Here is a 23,115-nt window from a genome sequence, read left to right as displayed (position 1 = left end):
GTTGGCGCATGGGCAATCCAGGGGCAATCGAGACATGGTGGCGAGCAACATCTTTCGATCGGTGGTTGACAGCGGCCCGGATCGTCTGCCAATCTCGATGCCAGGTCACGAGTACCAGCGACAAGCCCCGGCTAGCTGGTCGGCAACCCTCCTCCGCGGTGGGGTGCTCCGGGTGACGACCAGGCCGACGTCCGAAGTGGACGCGGCAAGCGCGGACTCTCTCTACGTGGTGAGTCCCTGAGCCGACGGGATATTCGTCATGACCGCTGTTATCGACCCCACCTGTGCCCTCGCCGCCGTTTCCGGTGCCGACCTGCGCGTTCCGCTCGTCCAGGGCGGAACGAACACCTACGCCAACTTCGACTACGCGGCGAGCGCACCCGCATTGCGCCAGGTCACCGACCGGATTTCGCAACTGCTGCCGTACTACGCCAGCGTGCACCGCGGCGCCGGGTACGCCTCGCGGATCTCCACCGAGTGCTATGAGGCCTCGCGCGGCTCGGTCGCCCGGTTCCTCGACGCCGCCGACGACCAGGTCGTGGTGTTCACCCGCAACACCACCGACTCGCTGAACCTGCTGGCCGGATGCGTGCCGGGGGAGACGGTGGTGCTCGATATCGAACACCACGCCAACTTCCTGCCGTGGACGCGCAACGGGCGAAGGGTTGTCCGGGCCGCCGCGACGCTCGAGGAGACCATTCAGCGGATCGTCGCCGAATTGTGCAGCAGGCCGGCGGCTCTGCTCGCCGTCACCGGCGCGTCGAATGTGACCGGTGAGGTGCTGCCGCTGGAGGGCCTGGCCCATATCGCGCATCTGTGTGGTGCCCGGATCCTCGTCGACGCCGCCCAGCTGGCGCCGCACCGGCGGATCTCCTTGCGCGAGAGCGGCATCGACTACCTGGCCTTCTCCGGGCACAAGCTGTACGCGCCGTTCGGATCCGGGGTGCTCGTCGGCAGGCGCGACTGGCTCGACGCGGCCGAGCCGTACCTGGCCGGTGGTGGCGCGGTGCGCAATGTCGGTGTGGCGGAAGCGGAGTGGGCGCCGGCGCCGCAACGCCACGAAGCCGGCTCACCCAATGTCCTCGGCGCGGCCGCCATCGCCGCCGCCTGTGACGCGCTCGCCGCCCTCGACCCCGAGGAACTGGTCACTCACGAACGCACCCTGGCCGACCGGCTGCGCGACGGCCTCGCCGCGATCCCCGGTGTGCGACCCGTCCGCATCTGGTCCGACAGCCCCGACTCCGTCGGCATCGTCGCCTTCACCGTCGACGGCTACACCCCCGGCCACGTCGCCGCCTACCTCTCCGCCGAACACGCCATCGGCCTGCGCGACGGCCGTTTCTGCGCCCATCCGCTCCTGACGAGTCTCGGCCTCGACGCCGCCCTCCGCGCCAGCATCGGCCTCGGCACCACCCCCGCCGACATCGACCGCCTGATCACCGCCCTCACCACCCTGGTAACCACCGGCCCCACCTGGACTTACGCCCCCACCAACGGCCACTGGAACCCCACCCCCGAAACCCGCCCCCTCACCCCCGACCCCACCGGCGCTACCCCTTGCCTCATCGGCTGATCGGCTGATCGGGAAGCAAAGTTCGACCAATGCGTTTGGCGTGTCACCGAATTGGGTAACGAGCCCCGAATCGGTCGCGATGAAGCCCCCGACCTACCAGGTACTTCTAAGGGGAAATAATGACGCGACCGATTCAGCCACCCGATCCGTGGGCTCGTCCGCCGAGGCAGCGCGACAAGAAGCGGCGATGGCCGTGGGTGGTCGGAATCGGTGTTCTCGGATTGTGTGGGCTCTCGGTGATCGGAGCTGTGTTCGGCGAATCGGAGTCCGACAAGATCGTGTCGACCTCGACGACGCGCGTCGTCCCATCGTCGACCACCTCGATCGTCTTGCCCCCTACCTCGGTCGAGACAGCGGCACCGATTGCGCCGCCACCGGTCGCGACGGTGACGACGACGGTGGCGCGTCCGACGGTGGTGGTACCGACAACGACGGTCACCTCGGCCCCGCCGGTTATCACGCCGGTTGCCCCGCCCCCACCGGCGACTACGCCGTATGTGCCGCCGCCTACGGTCGATTTGCCCGAACCCGAGCTTCCGTCGCCCGCCGACGTCTACTACGACAGCTGCGAGGCCGCGCGACGAGCCGGCGCTGCTCCGCTCCATCGCGGTGAACCCGGCTATGGCAGCCATCTGGACCGAGACGGCGACGGCGTGGCCTGCGAACGGCGCTGACAACGCGGAACCGGCTACGCGTCGAGCAGCTAAGCCGTGGTGTCGATGGTGTGGATGACATCGTCGATGCGGACGTGTTCGGAGATGTTGTCCGAGAAGAAGAACGAGTATTCGCCTCGAGGGCTGAGGTGGATGTGCATCCCCTGTAGGACCCCTCGAGCAATCGGAGTGCCTGCTCGCCGGAGTTCGACGGTATCGCCCGTATCGAAATTCCCGCTGGCATAGCCGACTACGAACGGAGTCGGCCGGAAGCTCACGGGGTAGACGCCGGTCACGCGGAACTCGCTCATGGCGGGGAGCGGATCAGGTGTCGAGGGGGGTGGGGCGGTGGTATCTGCCGTTGTAATACAGCAGGGGGGCGGCGGAGGGGGAGTCGGCTGATTCGTCGTGGACTCGGGTTACCAGGCCTACCGCGAGGGTGTGGTCGCCCAGGTCGATGAGTTGGTGGATGGTGGTGCGGAGCCAGATGGGGGTGCCGTGCAGGATCGGTTCGCCGGTGTCGAGGGTGGTCCAGAGGGCTCGGTCGGTGAAGCGGTCGGCGGCGGAGCGGGAGAAGCGGTGGGCCAGGTGGTGCTGGTGCTCGCCGAGAAAATGGATGACCACGGAGTCGGCGGCGCGCAGGGCCGCGATGCTCGACGAGGTGTGCGCGATATTGAACGACACCAGCGGCGGTTCCAGCGACAGCGACGCGAACGAGGTGGCGGTGAAACCCACCGGTCCGGTCTCGGCGCCGATCGTCACCACCGTGACGCCCGCCGGATAGTGCCGCATCGACGCCCGATACTGCTCGGCGGTGATCCCACTCAGGTCGTCGGGAACGACGAGGTCGGCCGGAGTTCGTTGCATATCACCCACAGGCCCCAAACTACGCCCGCCATCCGAGCCCGCCTATGGACAGGCTCACGCCGAGGAAAACCCTTCAGTCGATGTCCACCGGCAATCCCGCGGTGATGCGGATGAGTTCGCGGTAGCTGGTACGGAAGACGGTGGTGGGGTGGCCGCCCGCTGCCCAGATTTCGCGATGGGCGGACAGGGCGGTGTCGACCCAGGTGGGCAGGTTGGTCGGGTGGCCGACGGGGGCGGTGCCGGTGATGGGCTGACCGGTGACGCGCTCGGCGAGGGCGGTGGGGCAGGGGGTGAGCTTTCCTTCGAGGCGGGGGCCGGTGCGGTGCAGGTCCACCTGGTGATGGGCGGCTACCAGCAGCAGGACCGGGTCGTTGTCGAGGAGGAACAGCTGCGCGGTGGTGATGGCGCTGGGGTGGGCACCGAAGGCGCGCGCGGCATCGAGGGCGCTGGTGGTCGGCGTGTCGGGGGAGACGATGACGCCGTGGTGGCCGCGCGCGATGAGCGTGTCGGCCACCCGGCACGCGACCATAGGCAAGGACGACCTGCGCATGTCATCCAGAGTAGGACTGTCGGTCGAATTATGCCGGGAGAGTGAGATTTTCGGGTTGCCGCGAATTCGCTCCGGACGCCGGACGGGGTGGGCGCACCCGATGAGGCCATAATCAGCGCATGAGTGAATGGAAGGCCTTCGCCGTCGAGATCGCCGACAATATCGCCCAGGTCACCCTGACCGGGCCCGGCAAGGGCAATGCGATGGGACCGGATTTCTGGCGCGAACTGCCGGAGATCTTCGCCGAGCTGGACGCCGATCCGCAGGTGCGCGCCGTGGTGCTCACCGGGTCGGGCAAGCATTTCTCCTACGGCCTCGACCTGGCCGCGATGGGTGGCACGCTCGGCCCGGTGCTGGCCGACGGCGCCAAGGCGGCCCAGCGCACCGAGTTCCTCAAGGAGGTCCGGCGCATGCAGGACTCCGTCACCTCGGTGGCCACCTGCGTGAAGCCGGTGATCGCGGCGGTGTCGGGCTGGTGCATCGGTGGCGGGCTCGACCTGATCGCGGCCGCCGACATCCGCCTGGCCAGCGCCGACGCCAAGTTCAGCCTGCGTGAGGCGAAGGTGGCGATCGTGGCCGATATCGGTTCGCTGCAGCGTCTGCCGGGCATCATCGGTGAGGGCCACCTGCGCGAATTGGCTTACACCGCAAAGGATATCGACGCGGCCCGGGCCGAGCGGATCGGTCTGGTGAACGAGGTGTTCGCCGATCAGGAAGCGGTGCTCGCGGCGGCGCACGCGATGGCGCGCGAGATCGCCGACAATCCGCCGCTGGTGGTGCAGGGCATCAAGGATGTGCTCGAGCACCGCACCGCCCCGGGCGTGGCCGACGGTCTGCGCTACGTCTCGGCGTGGAACGCGGCGTTCCTGCCCTCGCACGACCTCACCGAGGCGATGACGGCGGTCTTCCAGAAGCGCGCCCCGCAGTTCAAGGGCGAGTAAAGCCAGCTTAAACGGTTGCCCCGGCAGCCGGTCTGCCCACATACTTGCATTACACAACTAGTTGACTGATACAAGTAAAGGGTGATGCGGTGACGGAGTACGACCCGGCGATCGACACGATCGCCGTCCAACTCGTGCGCCTGCACCGGCTGCGCGACCGCGCCCTCGCCCAGATGAAGGACCGCTCGGGCATCGAACCGGCGGGCTTCGTTGTGCTGTTCCGGCTGGTCTGCGACGGGCCGATGCGCTCGGGCGCGCTGGCCGAGGCGGTGAATTCGGATGCCTCGACGGTGAGCAGGCAGGTGGCGCAGCTGGTGGAACGCGGGCTCGTGGTCCGCATGGCCGACCCCGACGACGGCCGCGCCACCGTGCTGGCTGCCACCGACTACGGCCGCGAGACCGCCGACCGGATCCGGGAGCGGCGTCGCGAATCCATCACCATCGTCACCCAGGACTGGCCCGAACCCGACCGCGAGCGTTTCGCCGCCCTGCTCACCCGCTTCGTGGAGGACTACGACCGGGCCCGGCCCCTGCTCCTCACGCTCAACCCATCGGAGAACGACTCGTGACGACGACCGTGGCCTTGGAGGAATCGCCCGCCGGTTTCACCCATCGCCAGATTCTGACCATCCTGTCCGGGTTGATGCTCGGCATGCTGCTGGCTTCGCTCGATCAGACGATCGTGTCGACCTCCATCCGCACCATCGCCGACGACCTGCACGGCTACTCGCTGCAGGCCTGGGCGACAACGGCCTACCTCATCACCGCGACGATCAGCACCCCGCTCTACGGCAAGCTCTCGGACATGTTCGGCCGAAAGCCGTTCTTCCTCACCGCGATCGGGCTGTTCATCATCGGTTCGCTGCTGTGCACGCTGGCGCAATCGATGTATCAGCTCGCCGCGTTCCGCGCCTTCCAGGGCCTCGGCGCGGGCGGCCTGATGTCGCTGGCGCTCGCCATCATGGGCGACATCATCGGACCGCGTGAACGCGCCCGCTACCAGGGCTATTTCCTTGCCGTGTTCGGTATTTCGAGTGTGCTCGGCCCGGTGCTCGGCGGCCTGCTGGCCGGGCAGGACAGCATTCTCGGCATCACCGGCTGGCGCTGGGTTTTCCTGGTGAACGTGCCGCTCGGCCTGCTCGCACTGGTCGTCGTGACGCGGGTGCTGCACCTGCCGCGCAAGCCGCACGCCACGCACCGCATCGACTTCGCGGGTGCGCTCGTGCTGGCGGTCGGCTTGGTCCCGCTGCTGATCGTGGCCGAACAGGGGCGCGAGTGGGGCTGGGGCAGTACCGGTTCGGTGGTCTGCTACGTGATCGGCGCGCTCGGGCTGATCGGGTTCGTCGCGATCGAGAAGTACATGGGTGACGCGGCGCTGATCCCGTTGCGCATCTTCGACAATGTCACCTTCACCCTCGGGGTGGTCATCTCGTTCGTCGTCGGTGCGGCGATGTTCGGCGGGATGCTGCTGCTGCCGCAATACCTGCAGGTGGTGCGCGGTGCGGGGCCGACCGAGGCGGGTCTGCAGATGCTGCCGATGGTGCTCGGGCTGATGCTCGGGTCCATCCTCTCGGGCCGGTTGATCTCCAAAACCGGGCGCTACCGCGCCTTTCCGCTGATCGGTGCGGCCACGCTCACTCTCGGCCTGTTCCTGCTGCACCTGCTCGACGCGCACAGCCCGCTGTGGCTGGCGATGATCTTCATGGCGGTCGCCGGTTTCGGCCTCGGCAATCTGATGCAGCCGCTCACCCTCGCCCTGCAGAACGCGTTGCCGCCCAAGGACATGGGTGTGTCCACCGCCGCGGCCACGTTCTTCCGGCAGATCGGTGGCACCCTCGGTGCCGCGGTGTTCCTCTCGGTCCTGTTCACCCTGCTCACCCCGAACATCACCGACGAACTGCGGCAGGCGGCGACCGATCCGGCCTACCAGCAGGCCGTGGTCGAGGGCGCCCGCAGCAGCAACCCGGCCGACGCCGCGCTGTCGCAGGGTCTGCTGGCCCAGGACACCTCGGCGGCCGGAAAGGTCTTGCAGGACAGCTCGATCATCCAGCAGCTCGACCCGCAGCTGGCCGAACCGTTCCAGGTGGGCTTCGCCGACTCCATGTCGACGGTGTTCCTGTTCGCCACCGGTGTCGCGCTGCTGGCACTGCTGCTCGTGCTGTTCTGGAAGGAAGTGCCGCTGCGAATGTCGGGTGGCCTGCAGGCGGCGGGCGACGCGAAAGCCGCGGAGGGCATCGGCGCCCTGACCGACACCGCCGCGCAGTCGTTGAAGGGTGGGAAAGGTGAAGCGACCTAGGTGGGCCCGAAAGGCCCCCTAGGGGTGGCTGTTTCGGCGGTCGAACAGCCATAACGTTCCTGATGTCGCAACGAACATCAGGAGAACGACATGCGCATCAAGACCACCATCGCCGCCGCACTGCTGGCCCTGGCTACCGTCGCCGGGGTGTCGACGGTCACCGCGGGCACCGCCGCAGCGGCCGCGCCGGAGGGCACGTACTACGGCACCTACTACGAGCTCTACCAGTGCCGCGCCGACGGCGAGTCGTCCTACACCGGCGGCTACTACTGGCAGTGCGTCGAGACCTGGGAGGGCTGGGACCTCTACATCTGGTACTGATCCACCAGGAACAGAAAAGCGGGAAGTCCAATCCCCTTCGGACTTCCCGCTTTTCGGCGTCTATCGGCTCAGTGGCCGGATTCCTTCAGCCGGGCGAAGGCCTCGTCGATGATCTTGACGGCCTCGGCGCGGTCGAGCCACTCCGAACCCTTCACGAACTTGCCGGGCTCGAGATCCTTGTAGCGCTCGAAGAAGTGCTTGATCGCGGCCAGCTCGAAGTCCGGGACGTCGGTGATGTCCTGGATGTAATCCCAGCGCGGGTCGCCCGCGGGCACACACAGGATCTTGTCGTCGCCACCGGCCTCGTCGGTCATCCGGTACACCGCGACGGGGCGGGCCTCGACGATGACTCCGGGGAACACCGATTCCGGCAGCAGCACCAGCGCGTCCAGCGGATCGCCGTCCTCACCGAGGGTGTTCTCGATGAAGCCGTAGTCGGCCGGGTAGGCCATGGAGGTGTACAGGTACCGGTCGAGCTTCACCCGGCCGCTCTCGTGATCGACCTCGTACTTGTTCCGAGAACCCTTGGGAATCTCGATGGTGACGTCGAACTCCACGCCATCTCCTTGTTCGTTCGAGTGCTTGTGTGCCGAATCGCCAGATCGTTCTGGGGAACCGTTGCGCAACGAGGATAGTGTGGTGTGCTGGAACACCGGTGCGGCAGGCGGCTCAGCGCGGCCGGGCGTCGGGCGGGCTAGAGGAGAAACGACGGTCGTGATCGGTCCAAGCGAACAGAATCCCGGATGGCAGGAGCCGCGACGTCGCCGGTCGGGGTGGATCTGGCTGTCAGCGGTGGTGGTCGCCCTGCTGCTGATCGGCGGCGGCTTCGCGGTGATCGCCCGGCCGTGGACGCCGGAATTCCGGCACGGCGGGCTCACCGTCGCCGACGCGCCGTCTGCCGCCACCCCGACCACCGCCATCGCCCCGGCCAGATCGGACGCACCCGCGCCGACGGTCGCCGGGATCGCCGCCGCGCTCGCGCAGGTGACCAGCAGCCCCGATCTCGGCGCGTTCGCGGGCCAGGTCACCGATCCGACCAGCGGAACTGTGCTCTGGAGCCAGGAGCCGACCAAGGCGATGATCCCGTCGTCCACGGCCAAGATCATGCTGGTCGCGGCCGCGCTGCTCACCCTGCCCGACGATCAGCGGGTCGCCACCCGCGTCGTCGCCGGAGCGCCGGGGGAGCTGGTGCTCGTCGGCGCCGGCGATCCGACGCTCACCACCCGCGCCGACGGCGGCTACTACACCGACGGTCCGCGCATCGCCGACCTCGCCGCACAGATCAAGGCGGCGGGCAAGCAGGCGAGCGCGATCGTCGTCGACACCTCCGCCTACACCGGTCCGACCATGGCGGCCGGCTGGGACCCGATCGACATCCCCGAGGGCTCGATCACCCCCATCGAACCGGTGATGCTCGACGGCGGGCGGTTCGACCCGTCGGCCGACTACTCACCGCGCACCTCGACCCCCGCACTCGACGCGGGCCGCGCCCTCGCCGCCGAACTCGGCATCGACCCGGCCGCCGTGCGCGTCGGCCAGGCCGCGAGCAACGGTGCGGAGATCGCGAAGGTCGAGTCGGCGCCGCTGCGAATCCGCTTGCACGACATGATGATCCATTCCGACAACGTGCTCGCCGAGACCATCGGGCGCGAACTCGCCGTCGCCACCGGACGCGAGGCGTCCTTCGCCGGTGCCACCGCCGCCACCGCCGCCGCGCTCACCAGCGCCGGCTTCGACGTGAGCGGCCTGCACCTGGCCGACAACAGCGGCCTGTCCGTAGACGACCGGGTGCCGCCGCGACTGCTCGACACCATCGTCGCCACCGCCGCCAAGCCCACCGGCGACGCCGCCGTGGTGCCGGCCGGTACCCAGGCCAGGCCCGAAAACGATCCACGCGCAGCGGCTCTGGCGCCCCTGCTCGACGACCTGCCCGTCGCGGGCGGAACCGGGACGCTGGCCCCGCGCTTCGTCACCCAGAACCGCGAGGGCGCGGGCTGGGTGCGGGCCAAGACCGGAACTCTGAGCGTGGCAAGCGCGTTGGTGGGATATGTGCTCGACCGGGACGGGCGGGTACTGACCTTCGCGCTCATGTCCAACGACCGGCTGCCGGAGGTCAGCAGACCCGCGCTCGACGCGGTGGCGGGTGCCCTGCGCAACTGTGGATGTTCCTGAGAGCGGGTGGCGATGAGCGAGGACAAGACCGGGCGCAAGAATCCCGGATTCAGTGCGGTCGTCGACTGGCGGCTGGCCGCGAGGACCGGGGCGCTGCTCGCGCCACCGGGACCACGTACCTCGCGCGAGACCGCCGAACAGGTCGTCGCCGAACTGGCCTCGGCCTCGATCCTCGCCGAGATGCCGGTGCGCGAGGTAAGCGGGCTGCTCGACGACCGGCCGGTACCCGAGGCGCGGATCGTCGACCGGCCCGGCTGGATCGCGGCGGCCGCCGACTCGATGTCGGTGCTCACCGGCACCGGCGCGGGCAAAGGCCCGTTCGCGGGGAAACCGGCGGGCGTGCAGGCCGGGACCATGCTGGCGTTCCTGTCCACCGCGATCCTCGGCCAATACGACCCGTTCACCGGTGAGGACGGCACCTTGCTGCTGGTCGCGCCCAATATTCTCGGTGTCGAACGTGCCCTCGGTGTCGACTCCAGCGATTTCCGGCTGTGGGTGTGCCTGCACGAGGTGACCCACCGGGTGCAGTTCTCCTCCGCACCCTGGCTCGCCGGATACATGCGCACCAATGTCGACATCCTCAGCGAGGTCGGCGAGGAACCGATGAGCGAGATGCTCACCCGGCTCGTCGGCGAACTGCGCGCCCGCCGCAGCGGTGACCTCGCCGACGATCCGAACGCCAAGGGCATCGTCGGCCTGCTGCGCGCGGCCCAGGCGCCACCTCAGCGCGAGGCACTCGACCGGCTGCTCATGCTCGGCACCCTGCTCGAAGGGCACGCCGACCACGTGATGGACGCCGTCGGCCCCTCGGTGGTGCCGAGCGTCGCCCACATCCGGGCCGCCTTCGATCGGCGCAGGCAGAAGCCATCCAACCCGATCCAGCGGATCCTGCGGGCGCTGCTCGGCGTGGACGCCAAGGTGGCGCAGTACGTGCGGGGCAAGAAATTCGTCGACGCGGTGGTCGAGCGGGTGGGTGTCACGGAGTTCAACACCATCTGGACGAATGCGGACACGCTGCCTCGACTCGACGAGGTCGATGCGCCGCAACGGTGGATCGACCGCGTGCTGTAGCCGGTGCGGACGCCGAAACTCCCCGAAACCCCGGCGGTGCTGGCAGTTCGCCGTGCCGTGCGTCAGTGGTTCAGCGCGCACGGTGAGCGCGGTCCGATCGTCGTCGCCTTGTCGGGAGGCGCCGATTCGCTGGCATTGGTCGCGGGCGCCGTCATCGAGTGCGGGGCGGTGACCGCCGTCGTCGTGGATCACCGGCTACAGGACGGGTCGGGCGAGGTCGCCCGGCGGGCTGCCGAACAAGCCCTCGCGCTGGGCTGCGTGGACGCGCAGGTCGTCGCGGTCGAGGTCGGACGCGAGGGCGGGGTCGAGGCGGCGGCTCGAGCGGCTCGGTACGCGGCGCTGGAGTCGGTGCGGGACGGTCGGCCGGTTCTGCTCGGGCACACCCTCGACGATCAGGCCGAGACGGTGTTGCTCGGCTTGGCGCGTGGGTCGGGTGGGCGGTCCATCCAGGGGATGGCGGCGTGGAACGAGCCGTGGGGGCGGCCGTTGCTCGGGGTCCGGCGGGCGCAGACCGAGCAGCTGTGCGCCGACCTGGGGCTCGAGGCGTGGCGCGATCCGCACAACGACGACCCGGCCTACACGCGGGTGCGAGTGCGCAACGAAGTGCTGCCGTTGCTCGAGGACGTGCTCGGCGGGGGCGTGGCGCAGGCATTGGCTCGCACCGCCGACCAGTTGCGCGCCGACGGTGCCGTCCTCGACGACCTCGCGCGCGAACTCCTGGGCGCCGCCCGAATGCCTGCCGTTCGACCCCGAGCTGTGCTCGGCGAGACCCGGTCGCCGACCGCTGAAGGGCCGTCGTCGGCTCGGCCCGCTGGTGGCGTCGGCGAGACCGGTGGGCCGATGATCCACGAAGGGGCAGACGCCGGACCCGGCAGTGGCGGCGACGACAGCGATCGGTCCGCCCTCGCGATCGAGATTCTGACCACTGCACCGGCGGCCCTGCGTCGCCGGGCGATCCGCGCCTGGCTGACCGAACAGGGCGTCAGCGGCCTGATGAACACCCACTTACAGTCGATCGACGAGCTGGTGAGCAACTGGCGCGGTCAGGGCGGGGTGGCGATCGGGGGCGGGAGCAGGGCCCACCGGTTGGTCGTAGTGCGTGAACATGGCACGCTGACCGTGCGCGCCCAGCCGCGTTTCGATGCCACATAATGGATCGGTCGAGCCGGGACCGACACCACGAAGGGATACCCACTTCCGTGTACGGAGACGACATCGCGTCGGTGCTGATCACCGAAGACGAGATCAAGGCAAAGATCGAAGAGCTCGCCGAACTCGTCGCCAAGCGGTACCCGCCGGATTCTCCCGAAGGCGACCTGCTGCTGATCTGCGTCCTCAAGGGCGCGATCTTCTTCGTGACCGACTTCGCCAGGGCCCTGCCCATCCCCACCCAGCTCGAATTCATGGCCGTGTCGTCCTACGGGTCGTCCACCTCGTCCTCGGGCGTCGTGCGCATCATGAAGGACCTGGACAAGGACATCGCGGGCCGCAACGTCCTCATCGTCGAAGACATCATCGACTCGGGCCTGACCCTGTCGTGGCTCAAGCGCAACCTGGCCACCCGCAACCCGGCCTCGCTGGAAGTGGTGACCCTGTTGCGCAAGCCCGACGCCTTACGCACCCCGGTCGACGTGGCTCACGTCGGCTTCGACATCCCCAACGAGTTCGTCGTCGGCTACGGCCTCGATTACGCCGAGCGCTACCGCGACCTGCCCTACATCGGCACCCTGAACCCCGCCGTCTACTCCTGAGCCGAGCCCACGCGCAGTAGCGCGCGGATATCGGTCTCGATCACCCGGAACACCAGCAGCGCCCCGACGAAACCGAGCACCCCGCCCGCGCACACCGTGCGCAGCGGGGCGAGCGTCGCGAGCAGGTCGTCGACCGGCAGGAACGTCGCGCCCGCGATGGTGAGCAGCGGAATCGACGCGGCCACCACCAGGTACCGGTGGCAGCGGGCGCGCAGGCCCGACAGCGCCGCGTGGTCGGCGCGCAGGTCTTGACCGTGGTGCAGGAGCAGCGGATACACGCAGCGCACCAGGTACAGGGTGATGAGGAAGAACGGGTAGGTCATCGCGACCGCGGCGCACAGACAGGCGACCAGCAGCAGGTGGATCGCGGTGCGCATCGGTGGGTCGTCGACCAGGTTCAATGTGATCGCCAGTCCGGCCGAGCCCGCGATCCACAGGACGAAGGCCACGGCCACGGCCCAGTCGGCCAGGCGCAGGCAATCGCGGCCGGTGCGCGCGAGCACGGCCGGCTCGCACGGTCTGCCCGCGCGCAGTCGGCGGGGCACGGTGAGCAGCCTTCTGCCCAGATAGATCATGGTTGCGGCGCCCGCGGTGAAGAAGGCCGCGTTCATGGTGATCGCGTAGGTCCGCCGGATGGGTTGGACCGCGGGGTCGAGCCCGTGGAGCAGGGACATGTTGAGTCCCCGGTTGTAGTAGGCAGCCAGCAGATTCGGGATGAGGATCGCCAGGGCGAGTACGGGAAACAGGTACGGCTGCAAGCGGTTTCGCCAGCTGCGTGGTGGGGGGTCGACGAGTTCGCGGGCGTGGGGGTCGAGGCAGAGCTCGAATTGCGCGACCAGGAGGTCGGCGTCCGACCAGCGATTCTCGCGTTCGGGCGACAGGCAGGTGAGCAGAATTCGGCGCAACGCGGCCGGGCAATCGGCGGGCAGCTCGCCGACCACCGCACCGTGGCGGCGGTCCAGCACCGCGGCCGGGTCGTCGTTGTCGCCGTCGAAAGGCTTTGTCCCCGTGAGCAGTTCCCATAGCAACACCCCGAGGGAGAAGATGTCGGCGCGAGTGTCCAGGTCGGCGGGATCGCGCCCGAAGTAGCAGGCTTCGAGCTGCTCGGGCGACATGTAGGCCGGCGAGCCACCGAAGTAGGACGCAGCGGACACCTCGGTGGCCGAGTGGCTGAAACTGATGTTGAAATCGGCCAGCTTGGGCACGCCTTCGGCGCTGAGCAGCACGTTGGCCGGCTTCACGTCGCGATGCAGCACGCCACGTGCGGCGGCGTAGCTCAGCGCGGCCGCGAGTCTGCTGCCCAGCCACGCGACGGTCTCGGGCCAGGTCAGTGCGGCGATCTCGCCGCGCACCGCCGAGTCGCCCGGGCGGATCTCACCCTTTTCCTCCATGGCCGCGTCGACGGCGTCGAGCAGCAGGGCGCTGGTGCGTTCGGCGGGTGGGGTGGCGCGCACCCAGCGCAGCACACCGAGCAGGGTGCCACCGGGCAGGAACTGCATGTACAGCAGGCGCAGCGGGGTCGGGCCGTCGAGGACCTGCTGGTCGAAGACGCGCACGATGTAGTCGTGGTCCAGGCGGGCCAGCGTCTGCGGTTCGGTGCCGCTGTCGGCGGAGATCTTCACCGCGACCAGCCGCTGCATCGACCGCTGCCTTGCCAGGAACACCCGCGCGAACGCGCCCGCGCCCAATTCGGTGAGCAATTCGAAATCGCCGAGCCGTGTATGGACCTCGATCCGGTCGAGCGCACGGCAATCGGCCGGATGCATGGTCGCGCTGTGGACAGGCGAGGGCCGGGTCGCTTCCGCGGTGCGGGTGGGGCTCACGGCTGGGCATACGCGCGCGCGTGCGTGATGGTTCAGCTCACCACCCGTTCCAGTGCCCGCAGGTCGGCCTCGAGCGCACGGAACAGCAGATACGACCAGATGAACGCGATGATGCCGCCCACGCACAGCACCCGGACCGCGACGATCACCGAGGGGATGTCGGCGGGCGGCAGGAACGTCAGCCCGGCCACCGCGAGCAGCGGCACCGAGGCGGCCACGGCCAGGTACCAGGTGCAGCGGCGGCTCAACCCGCGCAGCCAGGCGCTGTCGTCGGCGCTGATCTCACCGTGGCGCAGGAACACGGGGTAGAGGCAGCGGATCAGGTAGAACGTGACGAGAAAGAACGGATACGCCACCGCGATAGCCCCGCACACCAGCAGCGACGCGAGGAAGTGCACCACCGCCCGGCCGGGCACATTGCCGGTGGCCAGTTGCAGCGCGATGGGGAAGGTGACCCCGGCCAGCGCCCACAGCGAGAACGCGACGACCACCGCTTGGTCGCCGAACCGCACGGTGTCGTGTCTGGCCCGGCGCAGGGTGGCCGGGTCGTAGCGTCGGCCTTTGCGTAATCCGCCGGGCACACCCAACAGGAAACGGGCCAGATAGATCAGCAGCGCCGCGCCGGCGGGGAAGAACACCAGGTTCACCCCGGCCGTGATGATGATGAACGTCTGCTGAGCCGACTCACCGAGCCGGCTCACCACCAGCGTCTGATTGTGCTGGATGTTGTACCAGGAAGCCAGCGCGTTGGGAATGCCGATGGCCAGTACGAGAACCAGCAGCGGCCAACGCCGCAACCGGATCCGCCAGCTGTTCGGCGGTGGGTCGACCAGGTCACGAGCACGTTCGTCCAGGCACAGGTCGAACTGTTTGGCCAGCGTCGCGCCGTCGGCCCAGCGGCCCGCCCGATCGGGCGTCAGACAGGTGAGCAGAACGCGGCGCAGCGCCGACGGGCAGTTCGGCGGTACCCGCTCCATCGCGGCCGGGTCGACGCCGGAACTGCGGCGCTCGAGCATGGCCTCGAGGGTGGTCTCGTCGCCTCGGCCCTCGGCTTCGGCGGTGGAGTCGTCGAACGGTTTCGCCCCGGTGAGCAGCTCCCACAGCACCACGCCGAGGGAGTAGATGTCGGCGCGGGTGTCGAGGTCGGCGGCGCTGCGGCCGCGCCCGGGATGGCAGGCCTCGAGCTGCTCCGGCGACATGTACGACAGCGACCCGCCGAAGTAGGCGACCGGACTCGTGCCTTCGACCGACCGGCTGAAACTGATGTTGAAATCGGCGAGCTTGGGCACGCCCTCGGCGGTGAGCAGCACATTCGCCGGTTTCACGTCGCGGTGCAGCACACCGTGCGCGGCGGCGTAGTCGAGCGCCTCGGCCAGCCTGCGCCCCAACCAGGCGACGGTTTCGGGCCAGCTCAGGGCGGCGATCTCGGCGCGCACACTGGAATCGGTCGGGCGGATCTCGCCCTTCTCCTCCATCGCCGCGTCGACCGCCTCGAGCAGCAGTTTGCCGCTGCGCTCGGCGGGCGCGGTCGAGCGGACCCAGCGCAACAGGCCGAGCAGCGTGCCGCCCGGCAGGAACTGCATGTACAGCAGCCGCAACCGGCGCGCGCCCGTAGGCTCGGGATCCGCGTCGAGCAACTGCTGATCGAACACGCGGACGATGTAGTCGTGGTCGAGCTGGGCGAGCGTCTGCGGCTCCGTACCGCGGTCGGCGGAGATCTTCACCGCGACCAGCCGCTGCATCGACCGCTGCCGCGCCAGGAACACCCGTGCGAACGCACCTGTACCCAGTCCGGTGAGCAACTCGAAGTCGCCGATCCGCTGACCGATCTCGATCCGGTCGAGCGCGACGAACGCACCGGGCACCGAACCGGCCGCCGTGGCGGCCGAGGGCGCTGACGCGGGCGCGGTCGCTGTCGCGGTGAAGTCGAAGTTCGACATCTGGGTACTACGGGTCTGCTCGGCCGGCTGGTTCACCGTCGCCTCGGGGTCGACGACGCGGTGGGTGCTCTGGTCCAGGTCGTCGGCGTTGAGCAGGGCGCGCAGGCTGGGGGCCTGGTGCGGGTATTCGCGCAGACAGTCGCGCGGATCGACCCGCTCACCGCTGTGCCTGCGGATCACGAACTCCTCGAAGACCAACCCGGCGGGCAGCGCCTCGGGTTCGAGTTCGGGAAACTCCGCGCAGTACTCGGTGAGCCGCTTGCGAGGGATGGTCTCGGCGGCGTGATGCAGCCACCGCTGACGCAGATCCACCCGGATCAACTCGTGCAACGCCTGCCTGCGCAGCGTGCGCGCATCGGGGAGGAACTCGGCGATATCGGGTGGTTCACCGTCGACCGTGCCCCAGGCGGCGGCGAATGCCTCGACCATGTCGGCGCGCACGTTCAGATACCGACCGGTACTCGCGTCGGGTTGTTCACCGCTTGCGGTGCTATCACTCATCAGCCGACCTAAGGTTCGCGCGGATCGGTACGAATTTCCATCCGCCACACCCGACGTCATCGTGCCCCGAGCCGTACCCGAAATGATAACTTGCGCCTGGAGAGCTGATCACCCGATTTTCGACGACCATGCGACGGGGGCGAATCCGCACATGCACGATGACCTCACAGCGGTAGCATGGGAGTCCGTCGACGACGACGGCGTGACGGACGCTGAGGTGGCGATGAACTCCTCCCACCAACCCGCCGACGACTTCCCGATCGGCGGCCCGGCCGCAGCACTGGCCGCGCGGGTGCGAGCGGGCACGATCACGCCCGCCGACGCGGTCGCCGACGCGCTCACCCGCATCTCGTCGGAGAACCACAAGATCAACGCCTTCACCGTCGTGCGGTCCGAGCAGGCGCGCGCGGAGGCACTCGAACTCACCGCGCGACCCGACCTGGACGAGTTGCCGTTGGCCGGGGTTCCGGTCGCGGTGAAGCAGAACATCGCCGTCGCGGGGGAGCCGACCACGGCCGGCTCGGCCGCCACGTCCGCCGAGGTGGAAACGGCCGATCACCCGGTGGTCGCGAGATTGCGGGCGGCGGGCGCGATCGTCGTCGGGCTGACCGCGATGCCCGAGCTCGGCCTGTGGGCCAACACCGACGCCGACGGGCGCGTCACCCGCAACCCGCGCGATGTGGGCCGCACGCCGGGTGGTTCCTCCGGCGGCGCGGCCGCGGCCGTGGCGGCAGGCCTGGTCTCCATCGCACACGGCAACGACGGGCTCGGCTCGATCCGGGTGCCCGCCGCCGCCTGCGGTGTGTTCGGCATCAAACCCGGTCGCGACGTGGTTCCGGCCGGTATCGGCGCCGACTCCTGGGCGGGCATGGCCGAGAACGGCATCCTCGCGACCACCGTCTCCGACGCCGCCCTCGCCCTCTCGGTGCTGGCCGACCGCAGCGATCTGGCCGACCTACGGCCACCGCAGCGACTACGTATCGGACTGGCCGTGGCTCCGCCGTCGCGACTGGTCCGGGTCGATCGGCACTGGACGGCGGCGGCGCGCACCGCGGGTGCGCGCGCGGCAGCGGCCGGGCACCTGGTGGAGCCCGTCGAACTGCCCTACGGCGACGCGGCACTGGCGATGCTGTTGCGCTGGCCGACAGCGGGATTGGCCGACGCCGAGCGACTGGCCGACCCCGACCGGCTCCAACCACGCACCCGCAGGCACCTGGCCCTCGGCCGGCTCATCCGCCGCCTGCGCCTGGTCCGGCCGAGTCAGGCCGACCGGGCCGAAGCCAGGCTGCTCGACTTCTTCGAGAATTTCGACGTGGTGATCACCCCGACGCTGGCCGCCCCGCCGCCCAAGGCGCGGCAGTGGAGCAGGCGCGGCTGGGCCGCCAATGTCGTGTCGTCGGTGCGCTACGCACCGTTCACCGGCGTGTGGAATCTGGTCGGCTGGCCGGCCGCGTCACTGCCGATGGGCATCCATCCCGAGGCGCACACCCCGCTCGCCGCGCAATTGGCCGGCCCACCCGGCACCGAGGCGACCCTGCTCGGCCTGGCCGCCCAACTCGAACTGACGAACTAGACCGCGATCGGCTGCGGTGCCTGCGCGGGCTCGGAGAAACCACCGTCGACAGCGCGACCGGCGAATTCCAGAATCGTCGGACGGGTGTCGTCGGCGCGCCAGGCGACGGCCAGCTCGCACGGCGAAAGACCGGCGACCGGTCGCGCGGTGAGACCGGGCCAGCGGTACATCGGCACATTGTTCTCGGCCAGCAGGCACACACCGAGGCCGAGGCTCACGGCCTCGAGCTTGTCTTCGGGGGTGGCGGCTTCGGCGCCGATCTTGGCCGCGCGACCACCGCGCGCGTCGTTGCCGAGCCAGAAGTCGCGCACCGCGCCGGCTTCGGTCGGCAGGGCGACGAACGGCTCGTCGAGCAGATCGGCGAACTCGATGGTGTCGCGCTCGGCCAGCGCGTGGTTCTCCGGCAGCAGCACCCAGCGCGGCTCGGTGCGCAGCACCTGCCAGCGGTAGCGGTTGGGGTCGGGCAGCGGCAGCCACACCAGGGCCAGGTCGGCCTGGCGGCCCGCGAGCCCGCTCGACGGGTCGTTCCAGGACGCCGCGTGCAGGGCGAGGCGGTGTCCGCTCGCGCTTTCCAGATCATTGAGCAGGCCGCGACCGAGCGCGGACTGGATGCCGACGCGCAGCACCTCGCCTGCTTCCTGGAGGGACACGTTGGTCACCTCCCACAGCTCGAGGATCTTGCGGGCGCCCTCGAGTAGTTCCTTACCGGCGACGGTGAGGGCGACGCTGCGCTGATTGCGGTCGAACAGGACCACGTCGAGCTGGCGTTCGAGCTGGCGGATCTGGCGGGAAAGCGTCGGCTGGGCGATATGCAGCCGCTGAGCGGCGTTGGTGAAATGCAGTTCCTCAGCGACGGCGACGAAATACCGCAGATCGCGCAAATGCGGGTCCATAGCACCTTGCTATCAGAATCGGTCGGGAAAATCTAGCCAAAACGGGCAGAGAAGTTCGCGAAAGCGGGTCAAAACAGTCACCAGGTCGGTATCTCACAGCATATGGCCTGGCATGGTGCAACGCACCACCGAGCCTGATCGAATTTCGCCGACGACCGATGTGAGCGGCCGCATCGCGACACCTGGGCGTTTGACCAGGGTAAATGCGTTGCTTTTCACAGCGGGAACGGCGCTCCGTGCGCTGTCGCGGGGCCTTGCGGCGGCTCGCTGACCACGCAGAACCGACAAGTCAGTGACATTGATCACAATGTGGTTTGGGGGACCTACTTGCCGCCTTTGAGTCGCCACACCTTGGCCAGGTCCACTCGCCGCAGCCCACGCGCACCGGCCAACCGCATCGCCGCCACCGCCACGACGAGTTTGTTCATGTCATAGGGGAACCAGAACAGTTCCTTGGACATGGTCGGCAGCTTCGGCGCCGTGATCGCCTGGGCGCGGCAGTACTTCCGGATTCCGGCCGCGCCACCCCAGCGTGCGCCGACGCCGGATTTGCCCCAGCCACCCATCGGCATGGCGAAATTGAACAGGTTGGCGAATACGTCGTTGATGTTCACCGCGCCCGCGTTCAGTCGCCGCGCCACGCGTTGCCCACGCGCCTTGTCACCCGTCCACACCGACGCGGAAAGGCCGTAGATCGAATCGTTGGCGAGCCGTACCGCCTCGTCCTCGTCGGCCACCTTCATCACCGGAAGGGTCGGACCGAAGGTCTCCTCGGCGACGCACGACATCGAATGATCAACGTCCACAAGCACTGTCGGCTCGAAGAAGGTGCCGACGCCGGTGGGTTTACCGCCGGTGGTCACCCGCGCGCCCGCCGCGACGGCCTCGTTCACGTGACGTTCCACGATGCGCAGCTGGTTCTCGTTGGCCAGCGCGCCGACGTCGTTGCGTGACTCCCGGTCGTCGGCGCCCTGGCGCAGCGCCGCGACCGCCGCCGTCAGCTTCTCGACGAATTCGTCGTAGACCGGTGCCTCGACGTACACGCGCTCCACCGAAATACACACCTGACCGGCGTTGAACATGCCGCCGAAGGCGATGCCGTGCGCGGCGCGGTCCAAGTCGGCGTCGGCCAGGACGATCGCCGGGTCCTTGCCGCCGAGCTCGAGGCTGTAAGGCACCATGCGGTCGGCGCAGGCCTGCGCGATCTTGCGGCCGGTCGCGGTGGAACCGGTGAACTGGATGTAATCGGCGTTGTCGACCACGGCCGCTCCGGTCGCGCCCGCGCCGGTCACCACCTTGAACACCGGCGGCGCGCCGATCTCGGCCCAGCCGCGGGCCAGCTCGACCGCGGACAGCGGCGTCACCTCCGACGGCTTGAGAATCACGGCGGCACCGGCGGCCAGCGCCGGGAACACGTCGATCGCGGGCATCGCGAGCGGGAAGTTCCACGGCGTGATGACACCGACCACCTGATACGGCCGATAGGTGACGGTGAGGGCCTTGACCCTGGCCAGCGGGCTGTGCGGCGACGGGTGATCGTCGCCGAGGAACTTGGCGGCCCGGCGCGCGTAGTAGCCGGCCAGATCGACCGCGAAGGCCGGGTCGATCAGTGCGTCGACGCGCGGCTTGGCGGTCTCGGACTGCAGCACATCGGCCAGGTGTTCGGTGTTGTCGATCAACCAGTCCTGCAGCTTCAGCAGCCACTCCTTGCGCCCGTTCGGCCCGATGGCCTCCCATTCGGGCTGGTAGAGGCGCAGTTCGCGGACGGCGGCCGCGACGTCGTCCGGGTCGGTGACGGGCACCGTTCCCACGGATTCGCCCGTTGCCGGGTTGCGGACGTCGATCACCTGGTCGATATGTGTCACGGTTGTGCTCCCCACTGCGTTGTGTGAATCACAACCAGCCTGGCACGGTCGTGCCCGTACGTCACGGGTTATCGGCGCACCGGTTCCCCGGTGCGCGCGAATCGTCCTCGGTCTAGCCGGTCTCGGACACCTCGGCATCGCGTGCCGCGATCCGGCGCAACGGTGGTTCCGTCGGCGGCGGCACGCGGCGGTCGGGGAGTTCGGCGAGCAGGGTGGTCGTGGCCGCGGCGATGGCGGCGACGGCCTTGTCGACCGCGGGTTTGGTGGTGCTGCTCAGCCCGGAGATGCCGCCGACTTTGCGCACATATTGCAAGGCGGCAGCGTAGATCTCCTGCTCGGTGGCGGCAGGCTCCAGACCACGCAAGACGGTGATATTTCTACACATGACAGAACAATAGACCTGTGGGGCACATCACTGCAGGGCAAGAAGACACTAGACTCGGCCGCATGCCTGCTCGGGGAGTACCAGCGCTGACCACCTTTCCCTACCCGGAACTCGACGAGCGCGAGGAAGACCACTGGTCGGGGGCGGGCGTCAGCGACGACGAACTGCGCGCCCTGGCACTCGGTGCCTTCTATTCCACCCGCTGGGACGCCTTCCACGACGCCATGCTGCTCGGTCCCGAACGCGAACACCCTCTCGGTGACCGGCGCGAACTCGCCATCGACACGCTCACCGGTGCGTGGGGGATCACCGACGGCAACGAGGCGCGCGCCTCGATGGAACAGCTCCTCGAAGGCATGCACGCGCCCCTGTACGCGCTGGTGCATCCGCTGGTGATGGCGTCTGTCAATGCCAGTGAACGCGACCGTTTCGGCGAACGCGCCGACCGGCACCGCGCCTTCCTGCGCCAGGTCGGTTCCTTCCGCGGGATGGACAACCCGGAGGCGCTGGTCCGCGACTACGACATCTGGGCCCAGGCCATCAAGATCGGTTTCACCGAGCACCTGGCCCGCCCCCTGCCCAACGACATCCACGCCTGGGACCTGGCGCGCGTGGTCGCGGTGGCGCGGATGGCGTTCACGGCCGGCTATCTAGAGGCCGATGTGGCATGGGAGTACGTCATGCGCGCGTTGCCACCCGCCCAGCGCCGCTACCGCAACTGGCGCCAGTTCGGTGACGCCTATCTAGCGGGCTGGACCTACTGGCAGGCCACCGAGGACCTCGCCGAACTCAAGAACGGCGGCGTCGACCGGCGGATGGAACTGCTGCGGCTGTGGACCCGCCCGACCAGCCCCTGGCGGCGCATCGAACTCAACGACTCAGAACCGAAGACCGAGGCGCCGACCGAAGAACCCAGTTGACCGGCCTACAGGCTGCGTAGGATCCCGCGGCCGTAGCGCTGGAACTGGGTGTCGTCGACCATGCCGAGCGAATGCCGCTCCACCAGCAGTTCCCATTCGCTGTAGAGCTGGGTGACACCGGGATCGGCGGGCCCCGGCGCGCCGTCGGCCGCCTGCCTGCGCACGGCGAAGTTCACCGCACAGGTGACCCGTTCGATATCGGCCCGGTCGACACCCGCGAAATGCAGGGTGCGATTGCCGTCGCCGACATCCATCCCCGAGCCGCCGTGCCTGGTGTCGATCTCACCGGGCGCCGCATGACTCTCGACCGTCCTGGCGCCCAGAATCGCGGGAACGGGCAGCTCGTGGGCATAACGATCGCCGCCGATGCCGATGAACAGCAGCCGGTCGGTCGTCGCCGCGAGCAGCCCGGTACCCGAGCCGGCGGGCGGCGAGGCGATGGCGATCGCGGTCTCGAGCACGTATTCGTCGGAGGTGACGTACCGGTGCAGCGCGTTGATCGCCGAGCGGGCGTCCTTGCGCGGCGCCATCCGGCGCACGGCACGATCCACGTCGGCGCGGACCGGCCCGGACTTGCCCCACTCGGGAGCGGGCGGAGTGAGATCGGGCGCGGCGATATCGGTGCGCTGGGTGGCCATGATCTGGTCGTTGATCCGGTCGACGATGCCGAGCGCGGTCGGCACGTCGTGTTCGGCGATCAGCACCGGAAGCGGGGTGCGGTCGGCGGGCACACCGGTGAGTACGGCGGTGGGATAACGCAGATAGATCTCGATCACCACCGCGTCGTCGGCGCGGCGGTTCAGCCGGACTTTGAGCAGGTCGGCGATGGGAACGTCGAGAACCCGTTCGCCGTCGGTACCCGGCCGCAGGACGGTGAGCCGCCCTTCGCCGTGGCGCAGAATCGCTGTGGGTGTTCGTAGCTCGACGATGTCCGTACCCCCTGCGCTGTAGTTGTGTCCTCGCCCACGATAAGACGGGCATGACATGATTGTGGCCACTTGCAACAACCCGGACGGGGTA

At 68.9% G+C, this 23,115-nt stretch carries 23 protein-coding genes and 1 riboswitch; of the genes, 12 read left to right on the top strand and 11 right to left on the bottom strand.

Annotation, left to right across the window (positions count from 1 at the left end):
- The first annotated feature begins 103 nt into the window (after positions 1 to 103).
- Positions 104 to 218, top strand: a riboswitch (SAM riboswitch).
- A gap of 41 nt (positions 219 to 259) precedes the next feature.
- Positions 260 to 1,573, top strand: a complete 1,314-nt coding sequence (locus LDL21_RS20895; protein WP_225281407.1) for an aminotransferase class V-fold PLP-dependent enzyme — start codon at positions 260 to 262, stop codon at positions 1,571 to 1,573.
- A gap of 133 nt (positions 1,574 to 1,706) precedes the next feature.
- Here the strand turns inward: LDL21_RS20895 and LDL21_RS30085 are convergent, their stop codons facing one another.
- Complete coding sequence (locus tag LDL21_RS30085) at positions 1,707 to 2,012, bottom strand: hypothetical protein (RefSeq protein ID WP_225281489.1); 306 nt, start codon at positions 2,010 to 2,012, stop codon at positions 1,707 to 1,709.
- On the opposite strand from LDL21_RS30085, the gene LDL21_RS30080 reads away from it, so the two are divergent.
- A complete protein-coding gene (locus tag LDL21_RS30080; protein WP_225281479.1) occupies positions 1,960 to 2,247 on the top strand; it encodes an excalibur calcium-binding domain-containing protein in 288 nt (95 codons plus the stop codon). The genes LDL21_RS30085 and LDL21_RS30080 overlap by 53 nt on opposite strands.
- Before the next feature lie 29 nt (positions 2,248 to 2,276).
- Here the strand turns inward: LDL21_RS30080 and LDL21_RS20880 are convergent, their stop codons facing one another.
- The 3 genes from LDL21_RS20880 to LDL21_RS20870 all read right to left on the bottom strand — a co-directional run bounded on the left by LDL21_RS20880 (position 2,277) and on the right by LDL21_RS20870 (position 3,643).
- Positions 2,277 to 2,537: a hypothetical protein gene (locus tag LDL21_RS20880; RefSeq protein WP_225281406.1), complete on the bottom strand. Its 261-nt coding sequence runs from the start codon at positions 2,535 to 2,537 to the stop codon at positions 2,277 to 2,279.
- A 13-nt stretch (positions 2,538 to 2,550) separates the two neighbouring features.
- The gene (locus LDL21_RS20875; RefSeq protein ID WP_181701095.1) at positions 2,551 to 3,093 is read right to left on the bottom strand and encodes a flavin reductase family protein; all 543 of its coding nucleotides are present in this window, start codon (positions 3,091 to 3,093) and stop codon (positions 2,551 to 2,553) included.
- A gap of 73 nt (positions 3,094 to 3,166) precedes the next feature.
- Entirely contained in the window at positions 3,167 to 3,643 is a 477-nt protein-coding gene (locus LDL21_RS20870) for a YbaK/EbsC family protein (protein ID WP_225281405.1), read from the bottom strand.
- A 119-nt stretch (positions 3,644 to 3,762) separates the two neighbouring features.
- Between LDL21_RS20870 and LDL21_RS20865 the strand changes: the two genes are divergently transcribed.
- The 4 genes from LDL21_RS20865 (at position 3,763) to LDL21_RS20850 (ending at position 7,201) form a co-directional block, all read left to right on the top strand.
- Positions 3,763 to 4,584: a crotonase/enoyl-CoA hydratase family protein gene (locus LDL21_RS20865; RefSeq protein WP_067640525.1), complete on the top strand. Its 822-nt coding sequence runs from the start codon at positions 3,763 to 3,765 to the stop codon at positions 4,582 to 4,584.
- Positions 4,585 to 4,673: 89 nt separating this feature from the next.
- A complete protein-coding gene (locus LDL21_RS20860) occupies positions 4,674 to 5,153 on the top strand; it encodes a MarR family winged helix-turn-helix transcriptional regulator (RefSeq protein WP_181701077.1) in 480 nt (159 codons plus the stop codon).
- On the top strand, positions 5,150 to 6,880 hold the full coding sequence (locus LDL21_RS20855) for a DHA2 family efflux MFS transporter permease subunit (protein WP_225281404.1): 1,731 nt from the start codon (positions 5,150 to 5,152) through the stop codon (positions 6,878 to 6,880). Before LDL21_RS20860 ends, LDL21_RS20855 begins: the two co-directional genes overlap by 4 nt.
- A gap of 90 nt (positions 6,881 to 6,970) precedes the next feature.
- On the top strand, positions 6,971 to 7,201 hold the full coding sequence (locus LDL21_RS20850; protein WP_067495806.1) for a hypothetical protein: 231 nt from the start codon (positions 6,971 to 6,973) through the stop codon (positions 7,199 to 7,201).
- A 68-nt stretch (positions 7,202 to 7,269) separates the two neighbouring features.
- On the opposite strand, the gene LDL21_RS20845 is transcribed toward LDL21_RS20850, so the two are convergent.
- On the bottom strand, positions 7,270 to 7,758 hold the full coding sequence (locus LDL21_RS20845) for an inorganic diphosphatase (protein WP_181701073.1): 489 nt from the start codon (positions 7,756 to 7,758) through the stop codon (positions 7,270 to 7,272).
- A 157-nt stretch (positions 7,759 to 7,915) separates the two neighbouring features.
- Here LDL21_RS20845 and dacB point away from each other — a divergent pair, with 157 nt between their 5' ends.
- The 4 genes from dacB to hpt are packed head-to-tail and all read left to right on the top strand — an operon-like array spanning position 7,916 to position 12,195.
- On the top strand, positions 7,916 to 9,373 hold the full coding sequence (gene dacB / locus LDL21_RS20840; protein ID WP_225281403.1) for a D-alanyl-D-alanine carboxypeptidase/D-alanyl-D-alanine endopeptidase: 1,458 nt from the start codon (positions 7,916 to 7,918) through the stop codon (positions 9,371 to 9,373).
- 12 nt (positions 9,374 to 9,385) lie between these two features.
- Complete coding sequence (locus LDL21_RS20835; RefSeq protein ID WP_225281402.1) at positions 9,386 to 10,444, top strand: Rv3626c family coenzyme F420 biosynthesis-associated protein; 1,059 nt, start codon at positions 9,386 to 9,388, stop codon at positions 10,442 to 10,444.
- A gap of 3 nt (positions 10,445 to 10,447) precedes the next feature.
- Positions 10,448 to 11,596, top strand: a complete 1,149-nt coding sequence (gene tilS, locus LDL21_RS20830) for a tRNA lysidine(34) synthetase TilS (RefSeq protein WP_225281401.1) — start codon at positions 10,448 to 10,450, stop codon at positions 11,594 to 11,596.
- Between the two features lie 47 nt (positions 11,597 to 11,643).
- A complete protein-coding gene (hpt, locus tag LDL21_RS20825; protein WP_067495798.1) occupies positions 11,644 to 12,195 on the top strand; it encodes a hypoxanthine phosphoribosyltransferase in 552 nt (183 codons plus the stop codon).
- Here hpt and LDL21_RS20820 read toward each other — a convergent pair.
- The gene (locus LDL21_RS20820; RefSeq protein ID WP_225281400.1) at positions 12,186 to 13,961 is read right to left on the bottom strand and encodes a serine/threonine-protein kinase; all 1,776 of its coding nucleotides are present in this window, start codon (positions 13,959 to 13,961) and stop codon (positions 12,186 to 12,188) included. The two genes, hpt and LDL21_RS20820, sit on opposite strands and share 10 nt — an antisense overlap.
- A gap of 89 nt (positions 13,962 to 14,050) precedes the next feature.
- Positions 14,051 to 16,459: a protein kinase domain-containing protein gene (locus tag LDL21_RS20815; protein ID WP_225281399.1), complete on the bottom strand. Its 2,409-nt coding sequence runs from the start codon at positions 16,457 to 16,459 to the stop codon at positions 14,051 to 14,053.
- Positions 16,460 to 16,682: 223 nt separating this feature from the next.
- Here LDL21_RS20815 and LDL21_RS20810 point away from each other — a divergent pair, with 223 nt between their 5' ends.
- Positions 16,683 to 18,032 carry an amidase gene (locus tag LDL21_RS20810; RefSeq protein ID WP_225281478.1) on the top strand — a complete coding sequence of 450 codons (1,350 nt, stop codon included), beginning with the start codon at positions 16,683 to 16,685 and terminating at the stop codon, positions 18,030 to 18,032.
- On the opposite strand, the gene LDL21_RS20805 is transcribed toward LDL21_RS20810, so the two are convergent.
- The 3 genes from LDL21_RS20805 to LDL21_RS20795 form a co-directional block, all read right to left on the bottom strand.
- Positions 18,029 to 18,925, bottom strand: coding sequence for a LysR family transcriptional regulator (locus tag LDL21_RS20805; protein WP_225281398.1), 897 nt, complete (start codon positions 18,923 to 18,925; stop codon positions 18,029 to 18,031). The two genes, LDL21_RS20810 and LDL21_RS20805, sit on opposite strands and share 4 nt — an antisense overlap.
- A gap of 323 nt (positions 18,926 to 19,248) precedes the next feature.
- Entirely contained in the window at positions 19,249 to 20,790 is a 1,542-nt protein-coding gene (locus tag LDL21_RS20800; protein ID WP_225281397.1) for an aldehyde dehydrogenase family protein, read from the bottom strand.
- A 112-nt stretch (positions 20,791 to 20,902) separates the two neighbouring features.
- Entirely contained in the window at positions 20,903 to 21,175 is a 273-nt protein-coding gene (locus LDL21_RS20795) for a DUF2277 domain-containing protein (RefSeq protein ID WP_067495790.1), read from the bottom strand.
- Between the two features lie 62 nt (positions 21,176 to 21,237).
- Between LDL21_RS20795 and LDL21_RS20790 the strand changes: the two genes are divergently transcribed.
- Entirely contained in the window at positions 21,238 to 22,095 is an 858-nt protein-coding gene (locus LDL21_RS20790; protein WP_181701063.1) for a DUF1266 domain-containing protein, read from the top strand.
- 5 nt (positions 22,096 to 22,100) lie between these two features.
- Here LDL21_RS20790 and LDL21_RS20785 read toward each other — a convergent pair whose 3' ends face one another.
- Positions 22,101 to 23,093: a hypothetical protein gene (locus LDL21_RS20785; RefSeq protein ID WP_225281396.1), complete on the bottom strand. Its 993-nt coding sequence runs from the start codon at positions 23,091 to 23,093 to the stop codon at positions 22,101 to 22,103.
- Positions 23,094 to 23,115: the final 22 nt, after the last annotated feature.

The sequence above is a fragment of the Nocardia rosealba genome (genome assembly GCF_020216065.1).
GTDB classification, from domain to species: Bacteria; Actinomycetota; Actinomycetes; order Mycobacteriales; family Mycobacteriaceae; genus Nocardia; species Nocardia rosealba.
The sequence above is the reverse complement of the archived record's forward strand: the minus strand, read 5'-3'. Positions and strand labels throughout refer to the sequence as shown.